Here is a 17,500-nt window from a genome sequence, read left to right on the forward strand (position 1 = left end):
GGAGGTAGAGCACTGATTGGACTAGGGGCCCCCAACGGGTTACCGAATTCAGTCAAACTCCGAATGCCAAAGACTTATCCATGGGAGTCAGACTGCGAGTGATAAGATCCGTAGTCAAAAGGGAAACAGCCCAGACCACCAGCTAAGGTCCCCAAGTATACGTTAAGTGGAAAAGGATGTGGAGTTGCTTAGACAACCAGGATGTTGGCTTAGAAGCAGCCACCATTTAAAGAGTGCGTAATAGCTCACTGGTCGAGTGACTCTGCGCCGAAAATGTACCGGGGCTAAACGTATCACCGAAGCTGTGGATTGACATCTTTGATGTCAGTGGTAGGAGAGCGTTCTAAGTGCTGTGAAGTCAGACCGTAAGGACTGGTGGAGCGCTTAGAAGTGAGAATGCCGGTATGAGTAGCGAAAGACAAGTGAGAATCTTGTCCACCGAATGCCTAAGGTTTCCTGAGGAAGGCTCGTCCGCTCAGGGTTAGTCGGGACCTAAGCCGAGGCTGAAAAGCGTAGGCGATGGCCAACAGGTTGATATTCCTGTACCACCTCCCCGCCGTTTGAGTAATGGGGGGACGCAGTAGGATAGGGTAAGCGCGCTGCTGGATATGCGCGTTCAAGCAGTTAGGCTGATGAGTAGGCAAATCCGCTCATCATGAAGGCTGAGCTGTGATGACGAGGGAATTATAGTACCGAAGTTCCTGATTCCACACTGCCAAGAAAAGCCTCTAGCGAGGCGGGAGGTGCCCGTACCGCAAACCGACACAGGTAGGCGAGGAGAGAATCCTAAGGTGATCGAGAGAACTCTCGTTAAGGAACTCGGCAAAATGACCCCGTAACTTCGGGAGAAGGGGTGCTCTGGTAGGGTTTATAGCCCGAGAGAGCCGCAGTGAATAGGCCCAGGCGACTGTTTAGCAAAAACACAGGTCTCTGCGAAGCCGCAAGGCGAAGTATAGGGGCTGACGCCTGCCCGGTGCTGGAAGGTTAAGAGGAGGGGTTATCCTTTGGGAGAAGCTCTGAATCGAAGCCCCAGTAAACGGCGGCCGTAACTATAACGGTCCTAAGGTAGCGAAATTCCTTGTCGGGTAAGTTCCGACCCGCACGAAAGGCGTAACGATCTGGGCACTGTCTCAACGAGAGACTCGGTGAAATTATAGTACCTGTGAAGATGCAGGTTACCCGCGACAGGACGGAAAGACCCCGTGGAGCTTTACTGTAGCCTGATATTGAATTTTGGTACAGCTTGTACAGGATAGGTAGGAGCCTGAGAAGCCGGAGCGCTAGCTTCGGTGGAGGCGTCGGTGGGATACTACCCTGGCTGTATTGAAATTCTAACCCGCGGCCCTGATCGGGCCGGGAGACAGTGTCAGGTGGGCAGTTTGACTGGGGCGGTCGCCTCCTAAAATGTAACGGAGGCGCCCAAAGGTTCCCTCAGAATGGTTGGAAATCATTCGTAGAGTGTAAAGGCACAAGGGAGCTTGACTGCGAGACCTACAAGTCGAGCAGGGACGAAAGTCGGGCTTAGTGATCCGGTGGTTCCGCATGGAAGGGCCATCGCTCAACGGATAAAAGCTACCCCGGGGATAACAGGCTTATCTCCCCCAAGAGTCCACATCGACGGGGAGGTTTGGCACCTCGATGTCGGCTCATCGCATCCTGGGGCTGTAGTCGGTCCCAAGGGTTGGGCTGTTCGCCCATTAAAGCGGTACGCGAGCTGGGTTCAGAACGTCGTGAGACAGTTCGGTCCCTATCCGTCGTGGGCGTAGGAAATTTGAGAGGAGCTGTCCTTAGTACGAGAGGACCGGGATGGACACACCGCTGGTGTACCAGTTGTCTTGCCAAAGGCATCGCTGGGTAGCTATGTGTGGACGGGATAAGTGCTGAAAGCATCTAAGCATGAAGCCCCCCTCAAGATGAGATTTCCCATAGCGTAAGCTAGTAAGATCCCTGAAAGATGATCAGGTTGATAGGTCAGAGGTGGAAGCGTGGCGACATGTGTAGCTGACTGATACTAATCGATCGAGGACTTAACCAAACTTTAAAAGCGTAAGCTTTACTCAGCAAACTGTTACCTAGTTTTGAGAGAGCAATCTCTTGTCTGGTGGCGATAGCGAAGAGGTCACACCCGTTCCCATACCGAACACGGAAGTTAAGCTCTTTAGCGCCAATGGTAGTTGGGACTTTGTCCCTGTGAGAGTAGGACGTTGCCAGGCACTTGAAAAAAGACTAGCTATTTTAGCTAGTCTTTTTTTGTATGTTCATTTAAGTAACAAGAAATTAAGTAAGGAATCTTTTGAGCCGTAACCTCAAGGAATCTCAAGATAAATGGGTAATCTTTCGAAGAGTATGTATGCAATAATTCATACCACCACTCTGTTTCATAACGTGAAATCATACTTAAATTATAAAGTAATAAGTAATGTGCCAACATCTCAGGGAAATATAAGCAGCTATCTTTTTCCAACGGTGCATGCAGTGTGTTATCTTGGAAATTGTACATAAAAGGTGAACAATTATATAAACAGTTTGAAGGGTCAAGAATACGTACCTGATCTTCTGACAGAGACAATGATAGGCGGGAACGCTCTTTTAAAAAAGAGTAGAGCCTTTCGTGATTCATATGATAACACCGTGTAACTTGTTCAGGAATAGACAAAGAGGTAGCTGGAAGCGATCCAATAGTTGTTAAATGGGAAAATGACCTAGTACCCAAATTTAAAAATAATGTATCTAATTCCGGTACGCACGATAACAGGTAATTCATTGTATATTTACTACCTTCCAGTTGTTTCACATGAAACAATTCTTCTCCTACTTGTGAAAACAAACCGCTTTTTTGGATCTTAACTTCATCATCTAAAAAATCATAACTTTGTTTTTTTCTTTTTCGTGTTGATACTCCATGTGCTAATACCGCCGTATTTTCTGGATATACGGGGTTTTGTGTTAACAAACAGGCTTTTAACAGCTGTGACATTCCATAAAATAATAAAACTGGTTGAACTGATACAGGAGATTGTGCCGCAACTTGATAATAATTTTTACTGTGTTCCAAATAATAAATAAAGGGGTAACTGTTTTTAAAGCTATGTTGCTCTGCATCGCTATAATTCAATTTTTGATAGCGCTTTTTTAAAAAGTCTTGTACAAAAGGAACGGAGAAAAATAAATTGTAGGACGTCCAAACATCATTAAATTTATGCAACTAAATCACCTTTTCTTTTTATTAGAATTATCTGATATCTAGTGAAGTTATTGACAGGTACATATCTGCTTGTTAATCTACTAATAATATTCTGTCGTTTAAAGGAGGATTCTATAATGTGGGAAAGCAAATTTTCTAAAGAAGGCTTAACATTTGATGACGTTTTACTGGTGCCAGCAAAATCTGAGGTACTACCTAAAGACGTTGATATGAGTGTTGAACTAACAAAAACATTAAAATTAAAGGTGCCGTTCATCAGTGCAGGAATGGATACAGTTACCGAAGCTGAAATGGCTATCGCGATGGCTAGACAAGGTGGCTTAGGTATCATTCACAAAAACATGTCGATTGAACAGCAAGCAGAACAAGTTGATAAAGTAAAACGTTCTGAAAGTGGTGTTATCACGGATCCTTTCTTTTTAACTCCTGAAAATCAAGTATTTGCTGCTGAACATTTAATGGGCAAATATCGTATCTCAGGTGTTCCAATTGTCAACAACGAAGAAGAACAAAAGCTAGTTGGAATTCTTACAAACCGCGACTTGCGTTTCATCCAAGATTATTCAATGCAAATTGCTGATGTAATGACAAAAGAAGAATTAGTTACTGCTCCAGTAGGAACGACTTTAGAAGAAGCAGAAAAAATTCTACAGCAATACAAAATTGAAAAGTTACCTCTTGTAGATGACAATGGCGTATTAAAAGGTCTTATTACGATTAAAGACATTGAAAAAGTAATTGAGTTTCCAAATGCAGCTAAGGACCAACAAGGTCGCTTATTAGTTGGAGCAGCTGTTGGCGTAACGGCTGATTCAAATGTTCGTATCGAAAAATTAGTACAAGCTGGCGTTGATGTTATCGTTATTGATACAGCGCATGGACATTCACAAGGCGTTTTAGATACGGTTCGCAGCATTCGTGAAGCATATCCAGAATTAAATATTATCGCTGGTAACGTAGCAACTGCTGAAGGTACAAAAGCATTGATTGAAGCGGGAGCAAACGTAGTAAAAGTAGGAATTGGACCTGGTTCAATTTGTACAACTCGTGTTGTAGCTGGTGTAGGCGTTCCACAAATTACAGCAGTATATGACTGTGCAACTGAAGCTCGTAAGCACGGTGTAGCTATTATCGCAGATGGTGGTATTAAATACTCTGGAGATATCGTAAAAGCACTTGCAGCTGGTGGACATACAGTAATGCTAGGAAGCCTTTTAGCAGGAACGACAGAAAGTCCTGGAGAAACAGAAATCTACCAAGGTAGACGTTTTAAAGTTTACCGTGGAATGGGCTCTGTAGGAGCTATGGAAAAAGGAAGTAAAGATCGATACTTCCAAGAAGATAATAAAAAATTAGTTCCGGAAGGTATTGAAGGTCGTTTACCTTACAAAGGACCTGTAGCAGATACTTTATACCAAATGATTGGTGGTTTACGCGCAGGGATGGGTTACTGTGGTTCAGCTAACTTAGAAGCGTTACGTGAACAGGCACAATTCATTCGTATGACTGGAGCAGGTTTAAGAGAAAGTCACCCACATGATGTACAAATTACAAAAGAATCTCCTAACTATTCTATGAGATAATCATGAATGTTTAAAAAACACGTTTCCCTATTAGGGAAACGTGTTTTTTATGTCGTTAATCATGAATGTAACAGTACTTCTTTATCTATTTTTTTAAATTTTAGTATGATAAAATTACATTTATGTGAGTTTACGTTTGGAGGGTATAGAGTGAGAAACGCAGTACAGAAACAATTAATTTGTGTCATTGCTGTTATGTTAATGGCCAGCGTATTTTTTGTCTCTACACAAGCATCAGCTGCTCCTAAAACAGATGATATTGGCGTTGAAGCAGATGCAGCGATCTTAGTAGAGGCAAGTACGGGGAAAGTATTATACGGGAAAAATACGGATGCTTTATTAGGTATTGCAAGCATGACAAAAATGATGACAGAATACCTAGTATTAGAATCGATAAAAGATAAGAAATTATCTTGGGATCAACGTGTGCCAGTTAGTAAATATGCAGCTAAAATTTCTCAGGATTATGGATTATCAAATGTACCGTTAATTGAAAACCAAAAATACACGGTGAAAGAATTATATGATGCCATGGCTATTTATTCAGCTAATGGAGCTGCAATTGCTTTAGCTGAAGCTGTCAGTGATTCTGAAGAAGGTTTTATTAAGTTAATGAATGAAACGGCAAAAAGATTAAATATGGGTGAATCAAAATTTGTCAATTCTACAGGTCTTTCTAATTCTTTGCTAAAAGGAATGTATCCAAAAGGAACGAAGGAAGAAGATGAGAACCTTCTATCGGCTCGGGCAGTTGCTACCCTTGCTTATCACTTAATTCATGATTATCCAGAATCTTTGGAAGTAGCTAAAACTCCTTCTAAGATGTTTAGACAAGGGCAACAAGGCGAAACAAAAATGAACAATTGGAATAAGATGCTCCCAGGTTTTTCAGCTGCCTACAGCGGCGTAGACGGCTTAAAAACTGGTCATACAGATTTTGCAGGTCAATGTTTCACTGGAACTGCAGAGCGTAACGGGGTAAGATACATAACAGTTGTAATGAATGCCAAGGAAAACGGCAAGTCTACGGAAGCTGCTCGTTTCTCTCAAACGAAAAAGATATTGGATTATGCTTTTAGTCATTTTCAGTTAAAAGAAGTAGTGCCTGCTAACGGCGAGATTAAAGGGCATGAAACAATTGATGTTGCTAAAGGAAAATCAAAAGAAGCTTCCGTTTCTCCAAAGAATTCGGTAAAGATTATTACTGAAAAAGGTCAAAAAGATCATACTAAAATCAACTTTAAGTTAAACGATAAAGTTATGAACGATCAAAAAGTTGTTGCTCCTATTAAAAAAGGAGAAACAGTTGCTTATGTAAGTGCAACAAACAGCAATCTCAAAGATCTAGGCTATGTAGGAGGTCAAACTACAGATAGCATGACGCCGGTTGTGACAAACGAATCTGTTGAAAAAGCTGGATGGTTCTCTCTCGCTATCCGCAGTATTGGCAACTTCTTCAGCGATATTTGGATGAATGCTGCAAATACAGTAGATAATTGGTTTTAATGATAACTCAAGAGAAAGAAGAGATACTACAAGAGAGTATCTCTTCTTTTTATTTTTAGATTTGTTTGTATATAATCTATAAATTAGATAGGAATTTTCCGAAAAATGCGGTAAAATAGACACTAAGTTTTGAATTTTGTATATACACTAAAAATTATTGTGAAACACTTGATACAGGAGGAAGACAAACATGAATAACATTACAGGTACTGATCGTGTAAAACGAGGAATGGCGGAAATGCAAAAAGGTGGCGTCATCATGGACGTTATCAATGCAGAGCAAGCAAAAATTGCAGAAGCAGCAGGCGCTGTTGCTGTTATGGCGTTAGAGCGTGTTCCAGCCGATATCCGTGCAGCAGGCGGCGTGTCTCGTATGGCAGACCCAACAATTGTTGAAGAAGTGATGAATGCTGTGTCCATTCCAGTTATGGCAAAAGCTCGTATTGGCCATATTGTTGAAGCACGCGTGCTAGAAGCGATGGGTGTAGACTACATCGATGAAAGTGAAGTGTTGACTCCAGCTGATGAGGAGTTTCATTTAAATAAAAATACATTTACGGTTCCATTTGTGTGTGGTTGTCGTGATCTTGGGGAAGCTTCTCGTCGTATTGCTGAAGGGGCTGCAATGCTTCGTACAAAAGGCGAACCAGGGACAGGAAATATTGTGGAAGCAGTGCGTCATATGCGCCAAGTAAATGCTCAAGTACGTAAAGTTGTAGGCATGGACGAAGATGAGTTAATGACAGAAGCTAAGCTATTAGGTGCGCCTTATGAGCTATTACTGCAAATTAAGCGTGAAGGCCGTTTACCGGTTGTAAACTTTGCCGCAGGCGGTGTAGCAACACCAGCAGATGCAGCGTTAATGATGCAGCTTGGAGCAGACGGCGTGTTCGTTGGATCAGGAATCTTCAAATCAGACAACCCTGAAAAGTTTGCACGTGCAATCGTGGAAGCAACAACACATTATCAAGACTATGAGCTTATTGCAAACTTATCAAAAGGGTTAGGAAGTGCAATGAAAGGGATTGAAATTTCATCATTATTACCAGAAAACCGCATGCAAGAGCGTGGATGGTAATTTAAAGGGAGTTTTGACAAAATGGTAAAAGTAGGCGTGTTAGGATTACAAGGTGCCTTTCGCGAGCATGCACAAGCATTAGAAGCAGCAGGCGCTGAAGCCATTATCATAAAAAAAGTTGAACAGTTAAACGAAATAGATGGTTTAATCCTACCGGGCGGCGAAAGCACAGCAATGCGTTGTCTGATCGACAAATATGACTTTATGGAACCTCTTCGCCAGTTTGCACAAGCAGGTAAACCGGTATTTGGTACGTGTGCGGGTTTAATTTTACTCGCAGGACAAGTCGTTGACCGTGAAGAGCCCCATTTAGGTGTTATGGATATTACGGTAGCTCGCAACTCGTTTGGGCGTCAACGGGATAGCTTTGAAGCTGCCTTAAATATTAAAGATATCGGTGAAGATTTTATAGGCGTATTTATCCGTGCTCCGCATATTGTAGAAGTAGGAGAAAACGTTGAAGTCTTAGCCATGCATAACGACCGAATTGTTGCGGCAAGACAAGGTCAATTCTTGGGATGTTCGTTTCATCCAGAATTGACAGATGATGCTCGCATGGCGCAGTATTTTGTAGCAATGGTTGAAGAAGCTTCAAAAAAACCTGTATAAATGAATTGCATCTTGTAAAGACTTGTAGTACATTATGATTAATAAAAATGATATTGGTATAAAGCGTTGATAGGAAATAGTAATAAGATTTTTGATTTCAAGAGAGTCGATGGCTGGTGTGAATCGATAATCAATTCTTATGAATCCGTCCTGGAGCAAGCTGTCGAAAAAGTAGTAGGCAGTTTCGGTTCATCCGTTATCTGGTTTAAGAGGAAGGCTTATTTTAGCTTTCAATTAGGGTGGCAACGCGGGTAAACTCTCGTCCCTTTCATGGGGATGAGAGTTTTTATTTTGCCCTTTTATACTAAAGGAGGTACTAAGTATGTTAGATTTAAAATTTTTACGTGCTAATTTTAATGAAGTAAAAGAAAAGCTCAAGTTTCGTGGTGAGGACTTAACGGACTTAGGTCGCTTTGAAGAGTTAGATGCAAAACGCCGTGAGCTAATTGCTCAAACAGAAGAGTTAAAAAGCAAGCGAAATGAAGTATCACAGCAAATTGCACAATTGAAGCGTGAAAAACAAGATGCTGATCATTTAATCGTTGAAATGCGTGAAGTAGGAGATCGCGTAAAGCAATTGGATGAAGAGCTTCGCAGCGTTGAAGAAGAATTAGAACTATTGCTGCTTTCAATTCCTAACGTTCCACATGAAAGTACGCCTGTAGGTGAAACTGAAGATGATAACGTAGAAGTTCGCAAATGGGGAGAAATTAAACAATTTGATTTTGAACCAAAACCGCATTGGGATTTAGGAACAGATTTAAATATTTTAGATTTTGAAAGAGCTTCGAAAGTAACGGGAAGCCGCTTTGTATTTTATAAAGGGTTAGGTGCAAGATTAGAACGTGCTCTTATTAACTTTATGATGGATTTACATATGGATGAGCATGGTTATGAAGAAATCCTTCCTCCATATATGGTGAATCGCACAAGCATGACAGGAACAGGGCAGCTTCCTAAATTTGAAGAAGATGCATTCAAGATTAAAGAAGAAGATTATTTCTTAATTCCTACAGCTGAAGTACCAGTTACAAATTTACATCGTGATGAAATTTTAAGCGGAGATCAGCTTCCAATTGCTTATACAGCTTATAGTGCTTGCTTCCGCTCAGAAGCAGGCTCTGCAGGAAGAGATACACGTGGTCTTATTCGTCAGCATCAGTTTAATAAAGTAGAACTTGTTCGCTTTGTTAAGCCAGAAGATTCTTATGATGAATTAGAAAAATTAACGGGCCATGCTGAAAAGGTTCTTCAACTATTAGGTTTACCTTACCGAGTTCTAAGCATGTGTACAGCTGACTTAGGTTTCACAGCAGCCAAAAAGTATGATATTGAAGTTTGGATTCCAAGTTATGAAACGTATCGTGAAATTTCTTCTTGTTCAAACTTTGAAAGCTTCCAAGCTCGCCGTGCTAATATTCGCTTCCGCCGTGATACAAAAGCAAAACCAGAGCATGTTCATACATTAAATGGTTCTGGCTTAGCAATTGGCCGTACGGTAGCTGCAATTTTAGAAAACTACCAGCAGGAAGATGGATCAATTCAAATTCCAGAAGTGCTGCGTCCATATATGGGAAATAAAGAATTTATTTCTAAATAAAAGTAGAAGATGTTCATTAAGAATTAATTCTTAATGAACGTCTTTTTTAAAAAAATCAATAAAAGAGTTGACTTCATTATTTGTATATGATAAATTAATACTTGTCGATACGGAGGAATACCCAAGTCCGGCTGAAGGGATCGGTCTTGAAAACCGACAGGGGTGTTAAAGCCCGCGGGGGTTCGAATCCCTCTTCCTCCGCCATATTTGACTTATAATGCAATTAACATAGCGCGATAAATTGGAGATTGGAAAACCGTTACTTATAAGTAACGGTTTTTTATTTGTTAAAAATGCCGCTTTAATAGATAAAGCGGCATTTTTTTATAGATGACGACGTTTTAGCTTTTCATTATGTTGTAAAAAGCGAGCCACTTTTTCAACAATTGATTCAATTGAATCAAGATCCTTGATAAGGTCGTATTCTCTAATATCTAAACGAAGAATAGGACAAGCCGTAAAGTTATTAATCCAGTCTTCGTATCGGGCGTGCATCTCTTTCCAATAATCAAGAGGCGTTTGTTGTTCCATTGGTCGCCCTCTTTCTTGAATGCGATCTACAATATCTTCGAAGCTGCCTTCCAAATAAATGAGCAGATCCGGATGAGGGAAATATGGAGTCATAACCATTGCATCGAACAAGCTTGTATATGTTTCATAGTCTACTTCAGACATCGTTCCTTTTTCAAAATGCATCTTAGCAAAGATACCGGTATCTTCGTAAATGGATCTGTCTTGGATGAAGCCGCCGCCATACTCGAAAATTTTCTTTTGTTCTTTAAAGCGTTCCGCTAGAAAATATACTTGTAGGTGGAAGCTCCAACGTTCAAAGTCCCCATAAAATTTGTCCAGGTAAGGGTTGGAATCTACTTTTTCAAACGATGTGCGAAATTGGAGAGCATCAGCCAATGATTGAGTCATTGTAGATTTCCCAACTCCAACTGTACCCGCTATCGTCAACACAGCATCATTAGGAATGTTGTATTTCGATCGTAAGTTTACCATTACATACTCCTTTTTAACATACTCTCTTGAACCTCTGATAAGATTCTATTTAAGTGTTGTTTATTTTGTACAAAATCTATTTCATCACCGTCATAACGTAAAATGGTTACATCAGGGTTATTTTGTTCAAACGCCGTCATAGCTTTTTCATAATCATCACTTAGCCTCGCAAGGTAGTGAGGATCGATGTTTCGTTCAATTTCTCTTCCGCGCATTTTAATACGCTTTAACAAGGTATCCAAACTGGCATTTAAATAAATAATAATGTTCGGAGCTGGCATATCAGCCGTTAAGATGTGGAAGATTTGTACATATTTTTTATACTGTTCATCTTTTAACGTTTGCTCAGCAAAAATCATGTTTTTCATAATATGATAATCTGCTACAACAGGTTTTTTATAAGATAAGAACCCTTTTTGAATATCCTCCAACTGCTTATATCGATTACATAGAAAAAACATTTCGGTTTGAAAACTCCACTCGTTGATATTTTCATAAAATTTCCCGAGAAATGGATTTTCATCTACGATTTCTTTTAAAATTTCGAATTGAAATGCTTGTGCAATCTCTTTAGCTAGAGAGGTTTTTCCGACACCGATGGGTCCTTCTACTGAAATAAAAGGTGTGCCTTGCATTCATTTGCCTCCTTCATGACCACTCGTTCAAAAAAAACAGACAAAAAATATTTTAACATAGAGAAGGAGAATAAGGGGAAAAGAAATTTCTTTCAGTAAGAAGAATAACAAAAAGCCTACTGTTAACAGTAAGCTTTCCCTATTTATGGCTGTGTCACTCTTTTTGTAATTTTGAAGTTGTCTTCAATCAAGAGCCAGTTTTGCGGGAAATCTAAGCCTAGTTTCCAGTAAGCCATTCCTCTAAGTTTTAATTCTTTGATTAAATCAAACTTGGCCTGAATAGACCTAGCGTCTTCAAACCATACTTCGTGGGTGCGCTGCTGTTCATCTTTATACCGGAAGAAAGGAGCTTGTGCTTTATTGTCGTATTGAATAGCTACTTTATAGCGAGCTGCCAACTCAATAGCTCGTTGAGGACTAATGGCTTTGGCATATTCTCCTCCTGGTTTGTAAGGAAGTGTCCAATCGTAACCGTATAGGTTTTGACCCATAATAATTTTTGAACTAGGTATTTCAGATACTGCATATTCTAAAACATCACGTACGGGACCAATAGGAGAGACGGCCATAGGAGGCCCACCGCTATATCCCCATTCGTATGTCATCGGAACAACGAAGTTAGCAATCTCTCCAATGGCTTTATAATCATGTGCTTCATACCATTTGCCTTTTTGATCTCGACTTGTCTTCGGAGCTAAAGCGACAGACATAAGAAGTTGCTCATCTTGAAGACGCTTTTTTGCTTTCTGTAAAAATGCAATATAGGCTTCTTTATCTGCCGGACGCAAAAATTCGAAGTCAAAGTGAATGTCTCTGAAATTTTGTTCTTTCGCTGTTTTTACAATATTATTTAAGAGCGTATCTTGAACGTCTTTATTAGTTAAAATTGCTCGGCCGACTTCGTCACTGAATGCGCCGTTTTCAATATTAGCCAATACCATTAAGAAAATGACGTCATTTTCTTTAGCGATAGAACCTAAATTGTTAAGTGGAGGTGCCTTTAGAGAACCGTCTTTTTGCACTTCGAAGTTCGCTGGCCCGAGATAAGTAAGGTATTTTGCATTTTGATTAATCATTTTCTCTGTTTGAGGAGTGATTTTTCGATTGCTTGTTTCAACATATCCTAAAAACTCACCGTTTCTTTTGTTCGGGGAAGGGGGAATTAAGATACGGCGACCAGGTGTTAAGGGTGCTGTAACTGAAACATTGTTCGCATTGGCAATAGCCTGATAGCTAACGCCTAATTTTCTTCCTATCTTCCATATAGTGTCCCCAGCTTTTACTGTGTAGTAAGTACCGTTGATTGGAATAACCATAGATTGCCCGATGACGAGTTGATTTGGATTAGGTAATTCATTTGCTCTTATAATTTTCCCTGCGTCAATGCGGAACTGTTTTGCAATACTATATATACTGTCACCTGCTTTAACAGTGTAAATTTGCATAATAAAAAGCCTCCATTTCATATGACTTACTTCCATCATATGAGAAGGCTTTTTACTTAATTCATCAACTCGGTATGTTTGCAAATACGAGCATTTAATACGTTATGCATCATTCTCAAAGCAAAGGTATTGTCTTCATCTGCGTTTGAAGCAATACAATCTTCAGGCACAATTAAGTTATACTCACGCATATAAGCATCGTTGGCTGAAAAAAGCACGCATATATTTCCCGCAATTCCTGTTAAAATAAGTGTATGCACATCGAGCTGTGATAGCAAAATATTTAAAGCTGTGCCATAGAAGATAGAATGCTTTGGTTTAATTAAGAAGTAATCAGCGTTTTGTGGTGAAATATGATGTAGAACGGGTGAACTTACCTCATTTGTACAGTGTGTTAAAATGGTTTCTAAGTTTGCCTGCCATAGCTTATAGTGGTCATTCACATAGATAATAGGGATATGTTGAGACGATGCGTACTGTTTTAACTGGGCGATGTTTTGAGCAATTGTTAAAGATTTTTCAGCAAGTATTTTGCCGTTTTTAAATTGAAAATCGTTTAGCATATCAATAATAATTAAAGCAGTTTTAGCTTTCTTCACACAAGGTCTCTCCTTTTCCTGATGTACATAGTAAGTAGTTTGACTCAGAAAAAATATAATATGTAAGGTTGGATAAAAAGTGTTAAATGATGAAAAGTATATGAGGTTGGCAATCGATGAAGCATTAAAAGCCAAAGATAAATTAGAGGTTCCCATTGGAGCAGTTATTGTTCAAAATGATGAGGTGATTGCTTCAGCTTATAACTTACGAGAAACAGAACAGCGATCAGTTGCTCATGCGGAACTTTTAGCAATTGATGAAGCATGTAAGAAACTAGGAACATGGAGATTGGAAGACGCTACGTTATATGTCACCTTAGAACCTTGTCCGATGTGTGCTGGTGCTATCGTATTATCAAGAGTAAAAAGAGTTGTGTTTGGCGCTTATGACCCTAAAGGTGGCTGCGCGGGAACATTGTTAAACTTATTAGAGTTTGAAAAGTTTAATCATCAAGCAGAAGTAGTAGGAGGTATGCTAGAAGAAGAATGCGGGAACCTCTTAACAACCTTTTTTCGTGAGTTGCGTCAACGAAAAAAGGCTGGAAAATAGAGCTAAAAAAGTAAGTTTTCTATAGCGGTTGCATTTTTGAATGAAAAGACGTATACTTGTAAATGCATCAACTTGATGCCCAAACTATTGGTTTCAACTTTGCCGTGCTAAGCGGGGAGGTAGCGGTGCCCTGTACTCGCAATCCGCTCTAGCGAGGCCGAATTCCTTCTTGAGGTTAGCTCATCTTAGGGCCTGCCTTAAGTAAGTGGTGTTGACGTTTGGGTCCTATGCAATGGGAATCTGTGAACCCTGTCAGGTCCGGAAGGAAGCAGCAGTAAGCAGAACCTCTCATGTGCCATGGGGTCGCCTGAACCGAGCTAACTGCTTAAGTAACGCCTGGGGTGGCTAATCGACGGAAGGTGCACGGCAGTTATATACATAAGTTTAGTCTACTCTGTTGGAGTAGGCTTTTTATTTTATCTCTCACTATTTTGAAAAAAAGCCTTATAATACGCTATAATGATAACTAATGAATTATATTAAAAGGAGAGGATGTAGTGGCATATCAGGCTCTGTACCGTGTATACCGTCCTCAAAGCTTTAACGACGTAGTCGGTCAACAACATATTATCAAAACACTTCAAAATGCCCTTGTCCAAGAGAAATTTTCGCATGCGTATTTATTTTCTGGGCCTCGAGGGACAGGAAAGACAACAGCTGCTAAAATTTTAGCGAAAGCCGTTAACTGTGAAAAAGCACCCATTGCTGAACCCTGTAATGAATGTGCAACTTGTCAGGGGATTACTGATGGTTCTATTTCTGATGTAATTGAAATTGATGCAGCCTCTAATAATGGAGTCGATGAAATTCGAGATATCCGTGATAAAGTAAAATATGCACCTAGTGCTGTTCGATACAAAGTGTACATTATTGATGAAGTTCATATGCTTTCAATTGGAGCTTTTAACGCTTTGTTAAAAACGTTGGAAGAACCTCCTGCACATGTTATCTTTATTTTAGCTACAACAGAGCCGCATAAAATTCCATTAACGATTATCTCTAGATGCCAGCGCTTTGATTTCAAACGCATTTCGCCAGAAGATATCGTATATCGAATGAAGGAAGTATTAGGTTCTGAAGAGCTAGAAGTAAGCGAGGATGCTCTTTACGAAATTGCGAAAGCTTCAGAAGGCGGCATGCGTGATGCACTTAGTCTTTTAGACCAAGCCATCTCGTATAGTACGGAGAAGGTGAGCTTAGAGGATGTTCTATCTATAACAGGAGCAGTATCACAGGCTTTTATTGTGAAGATCGTCCAAGCTATCTTTAACGAAAACATTGTAGAAGCGCTAGACTCTGTTGAAAGTTTGATCAAAAACGGAAAAGACCCAGCGAGGTTTGTAGAGGACCTCATCTTCTATTATCGTGATGTTCTGCTTTATCAAGCTTCTGAAGAAAATGCATATTTACTTGAAAAAGCAGCGGTTAACGAAGAGTTTAAAGAACTCAGTTCAAAAATGGATAGTGCCTTTATTTATAAAGTCATTGCTGAATTGAACCAAACTCAGCAAGAGATGAAATGGAGCAATCATCCTCGAGTGCTACTTGAAGTAGCTTTAGTAAAATTAGCTCAAAGTTCTACAAATCAAGAGAGTGATCTTCCATATCAAGACATTTTGCAAAAAATGAATCAAATGGAAGCAGAACTGCAGCAGTTAAAAGAAAAAGGCATTCAAGTTGATCATACAGCTCAGGCAGCGCAAACAGAGAAAAAACAGACAAGACAGTCAAGAAGTCAGTATAAAACGCCTGTTGGGAAGGTAAATGAAGTTTTAAAAAATGCCACTCGGCAGAATTTAGAAACGATTAAGCGATCTTGGGCGCAGGTGTTAGACACATTGAAACAACAAAATAAAGCTTCACATGCAGCGTTGTTATCTAACAGTGAACCAGTTGCGTCTTCAGATCAATCATTTATACTAAAATTTAAATATGAAATTCATTGCAAAATGGCTTCTGAAAATAACAACAATGTACGTGATAATTTAGAGAATATCTTATATACTTTAATTGGCAGCAAGCGTGAAATGGTTGCAATTCCAGAAAGCGAATGGGATAAAGTAAGAGAAGAGTTTCTTCAAGGACAGCAAAGTGATGGGGCATCAGGTCAACCACAGGAGGAAGACCCTGTGGTTGCAGAAGCGAAAAAGCTATTTGGAGAAGACTTAATCGAAATTCAAGAGTAAATTTAGGAGGAATGTTCATATGATGAAAGGCATGGGCAATATGCAAAAAATGATGAAACAAATGCAAAAAATGCAAAAAGATATGCAAAAAGCGCAGGAAGAGTTAGCTGAAAAAACTGTTGAAGGTACAGCTGGCGGCGGAATGGTAACAGTTGTAGTTAACGGTCAGAAACAAGTAATTGATGTAAATATTAAAGAGGATGTAGTAGATCCTGAAGATATTGAAATGCTACAAGATTTAGTACTAGCAGCAACAAATGACGCATTAAAACAAATGGACGATTTAACAAATAACACAATGGGTCAATTTACAAAAGGTTTAAATATTCCAGGACTTTAATAAGGTGGTTGCCACGTGCATTATCCAGAACCAATATCAAAGCTTATAGATAGTTTTATGAAGTTACCCGGCATTGGTCCAAAAACAGCTGTTCGCTTAGCGTTCTTTGTTTTATCTATGAAAGAAGATACAGTATTAGATTTTGCAAAAGCATTAGTCAATGCAAAGCGAAATTTAACCTATTGTTCAGTTTGTGGGCATATCACAGATCAAGATCCTTGCTACATTTGTCAAGATCAGCGCAGAGAGCGAAGTGTGGTATGTGTCGTGCAAGACCCTAAAGATGTCATTGCAATGGAGAAAATGAAAGAATATAACGGCTTGTATCATGTCCTGCATGGCGCAATTTCACCTATGGAAGGAATAGGGCCTGAAGATATCAAAGTACCAGAGTTATTAAAAAGACTTCAAGATGATGAAATTCAAGAAGTGATTTTAGCTACTAACCCGAATATAGAGGGCGAAGCTACAGCTATGTATATCTCTAGGCTCTTAAAGCCGACAGGAATTAAAATTACTAGAATTGCTCATGGGTTACCCGTTGGAGGAGATCTTGAGTACGCAGACGAAGTAACATTATCTAAAGCCCTAGAAGGTAGAAGAGAAGTATAACGAGGTACTTTCATATGTTTTTTAAAAGAAAAGGTTGGTTACGCAAAGAGTACGATGATGAATTTGTGAAGACTTTTATGCAAGTAAAGCAGGAATGGAGTCACAAAACTTCAATGGTAGAAAGAAGTGTAGATCCTTCAGAAGAGGTAATGGTAGATATTCGCTTAGCTAAAATGAAGTATCTTTTTCTATTAAAAGAAGCCAAGCAACGAAATATTTCAATTAACAGGATGTCATAGAGGCATCCTGTTTTGTTGTCTTTATAAAATAAGGATTTCTCTCCGTGAAATAGTGCTTTTTTTGAATGCTTGGACATACATATAAGGTAACTTATCTGCTTTAAGAAGGAGGCAACATGCTAAATCATCCCATTGTAGTTGTGTCTTTTTTAATAGGACTAATCATTCTACTCTTAGTAACAGGTGGTGTTGAAAAAATGCTTCGAGTCATTGGAAATTTATCGATTAAGTTGATTATTGGTGTTCTGCTGCTTTTCTTTATTAACATCTTTGGCGTACAGTTCGGTATTCATATCCCTATTAATTTC

The 17,500-nt window shown here is 39.6% G+C and carries 16 protein-coding genes, 1 tRNA gene, 2 rRNA genes, 1 other RNA gene and 1 other annotated feature (2 of these 21 only partly in view); of the genes, 15 read left to right on the forward strand and 5 right to left on the reverse strand.

Annotated features, from left to right (window positions below; all coding sequences use genetic code 11):
- A 23S ribosomal RNA gene (locus tag ACO1DI_RS11160) occupies positions 1–2,035 on the forward strand (it extends 901 nt beyond the left edge of the window).
- Between the two features lie 62 nt (positions 2,036–2,097).
- Positions 2,098–2,213, forward strand: a 5S ribosomal RNA gene (gene rrf, locus ACO1DI_RS11165).
- Between the two features lie 26 nt (positions 2,214–2,239).
- Here the strand turns inward: rrf and ACO1DI_RS11170 are convergent.
- Positions 2,240–3,205 (reverse strand): YaaC family protein, encoded by a 966-nt coding sequence (locus ACO1DI_RS11170; protein ID WP_014461950.1) that lies wholly within the window; start codon positions 3,203–3,205, stop codon positions 2,240–2,242.
- A 116-nt stretch (positions 3,206–3,321) separates the two neighbouring features.
- Here ACO1DI_RS11170 and guaB point away from each other — a divergent pair, with 116 nt between their 5' ends.
- The 6 genes from guaB to ACO1DI_RS11200 all read left to right on the forward strand — a co-directional run bounded on the left by guaB (position 3,322) and on the right by ACO1DI_RS11200 (position 9,785).
- Entirely contained in the window at positions 3,322–4,788 is a 1,467-nt protein-coding gene (gene guaB / locus ACO1DI_RS11175) for an IMP dehydrogenase (protein WP_013054827.1), read from the forward strand.
- A gap of 150 nt (positions 4,789–4,938) precedes the next feature.
- Positions 4,939–6,294 carry a serine hydrolase gene (locus ACO1DI_RS11180; RefSeq protein ID WP_226556677.1) on the forward strand — a complete coding sequence of 452 codons (1,356 nt, stop codon included), beginning with the start codon at positions 4,939–4,941 and terminating at the stop codon, positions 6,292–6,294.
- 190 nt (positions 6,295–6,484) lie between these two features.
- Positions 6,485–7,372 carry a pyridoxal 5'-phosphate synthase lyase subunit PdxS gene (pdxS, locus tag ACO1DI_RS11185; RefSeq protein WP_013054829.1) on the forward strand — a complete coding sequence of 296 codons (888 nt, stop codon included), beginning with the start codon at positions 6,485–6,487 and terminating at the stop codon, positions 7,370–7,372.
- A gap of 21 nt (positions 7,373–7,393) precedes the next feature.
- Positions 7,394–7,981: a pyridoxal 5'-phosphate synthase glutaminase subunit PdxT gene (gene pdxT, locus ACO1DI_RS11190; protein WP_423145237.1), complete on the forward strand. Its 588-nt coding sequence runs from the start codon at positions 7,394–7,396 to the stop codon at positions 7,979–7,981.
- A gap of 57 nt (positions 7,982–8,038) precedes the next feature.
- Positions 8,039–8,251: a binding site (T-box leader), on the forward strand.
- A 52-nt stretch (positions 8,252–8,303) separates the two neighbouring features.
- Positions 8,304–9,581 (forward strand): serine--tRNA ligase, encoded by a 1,278-nt coding sequence (serS, locus tag ACO1DI_RS11195; protein ID WP_013054831.1) that lies wholly within the window; start codon positions 8,304–8,306, stop codon positions 9,579–9,581.
- A 111-nt stretch (positions 9,582–9,692) separates the two neighbouring features.
- Positions 9,693–9,785 (forward strand) — tRNA-Ser (locus ACO1DI_RS11200).
- 120 nt (positions 9,786–9,905) lie between these two features.
- On the opposite strand, the gene ACO1DI_RS11205 is transcribed toward ACO1DI_RS11200, so the two are convergent.
- From ACO1DI_RS11205 to ACO1DI_RS11220, 4 genes are all read right to left on the reverse strand, one after another.
- Positions 9,906–10,586, reverse strand: a complete 681-nt coding sequence (locus ACO1DI_RS11205) for a deoxynucleoside kinase (protein ID WP_423145238.1) — start codon at positions 10,584–10,586, stop codon at positions 9,906–9,908.
- The gene (locus ACO1DI_RS11210) at positions 10,586–11,221 is read right to left on the reverse strand and encodes a deoxynucleoside kinase (protein WP_028410386.1); all 636 of its coding nucleotides are present in this window, start codon (positions 11,219–11,221) and stop codon (positions 10,586–10,588) included. Before ACO1DI_RS11210 ends, ACO1DI_RS11205 begins: the two co-directional genes overlap by 1 nt.
- A 143-nt stretch (positions 11,222–11,364) precedes the next feature.
- Positions 11,365–12,666, reverse strand: a complete 1,302-nt coding sequence (locus ACO1DI_RS11215; protein WP_013081323.1) for a glycoside hydrolase family 18 protein — start codon at positions 12,664–12,666, stop codon at positions 11,365–11,367.
- Between the two features lie 56 nt (positions 12,667–12,722).
- Entirely contained in the window at positions 12,723–13,265 is a 543-nt protein-coding gene (locus ACO1DI_RS11220; protein WP_115652884.1) for an isochorismatase family cysteine hydrolase, read from the reverse strand.
- Positions 13,266–13,344: 79 nt separating this feature from the next.
- On the opposite strand from ACO1DI_RS11220, the gene tadA reads away from it, so the two are divergent.
- From tadA to ACO1DI_RS11255, 7 genes are all read left to right on the forward strand, one after another.
- The gene (gene tadA / locus ACO1DI_RS11225; protein WP_080564785.1) at positions 13,345–13,815 is read left to right on the forward strand and encodes a tRNA adenosine(34) deaminase TadA; all 471 of its coding nucleotides are present in this window, start codon (positions 13,345–13,347) and stop codon (positions 13,813–13,815) included.
- 102 nt (positions 13,816–13,917) lie between these two features.
- An RNA gene (gene ffs / locus ACO1DI_RS11230) (signal recognition particle sRNA large type) lies at positions 13,918–14,182 on the forward strand.
- A gap of 130 nt (positions 14,183–14,312) precedes the next feature.
- Positions 14,313–16,001, forward strand: a complete 1,689-nt coding sequence (gene dnaX / locus ACO1DI_RS11235) for a DNA polymerase III subunit gamma/tau (protein WP_423145239.1) — start codon at positions 14,313–14,315, stop codon at positions 15,999–16,001.
- 19 nt (positions 16,002–16,020) lie between these two features.
- On the forward strand, positions 16,021–16,341 hold the full coding sequence (locus ACO1DI_RS11240) for a YbaB/EbfC family nucleoid-associated protein (protein WP_013081327.1): 321 nt from the start codon (positions 16,021–16,023) through the stop codon (positions 16,339–16,341).
- Between the two features lie 15 nt (positions 16,342–16,356).
- The gene (recR, locus tag ACO1DI_RS11245; RefSeq protein WP_014461944.1) at positions 16,357–16,953 is read left to right on the forward strand and encodes a recombination mediator RecR; all 597 of its coding nucleotides are present in this window, start codon (positions 16,357–16,359) and stop codon (positions 16,951–16,953) included.
- A 14-nt stretch (positions 16,954–16,967) separates the two neighbouring features.
- Positions 16,968–17,192, forward strand: coding sequence for a YaaL family protein (locus ACO1DI_RS11250; RefSeq protein WP_014461943.1), 225 nt, complete (start codon positions 16,968–16,970; stop codon positions 17,190–17,192).
- Between the two features lie 116 nt (positions 17,193–17,308).
- On the forward strand, positions 17,309–17,500 hold the 5' portion of the coding sequence (locus ACO1DI_RS11255) for a pro-sigmaK processing inhibitor BofA family protein (RefSeq protein ID WP_013081328.1). It continues 78 nt past the right edge of the window; the window shows 192 of its 270 coding nt (coding positions 1–192); its start codon is at positions 17,309–17,311; the stop codon falls past the right edge of the window.

The sequence above is a fragment of the Priestia sp. 40 genome (assembly GCF_049368575.1).
Classification (GTDB): Bacteria; Bacillota; Bacilli; order Bacillales; family Bacillaceae_H; genus Priestia; species Priestia zanthoxyli.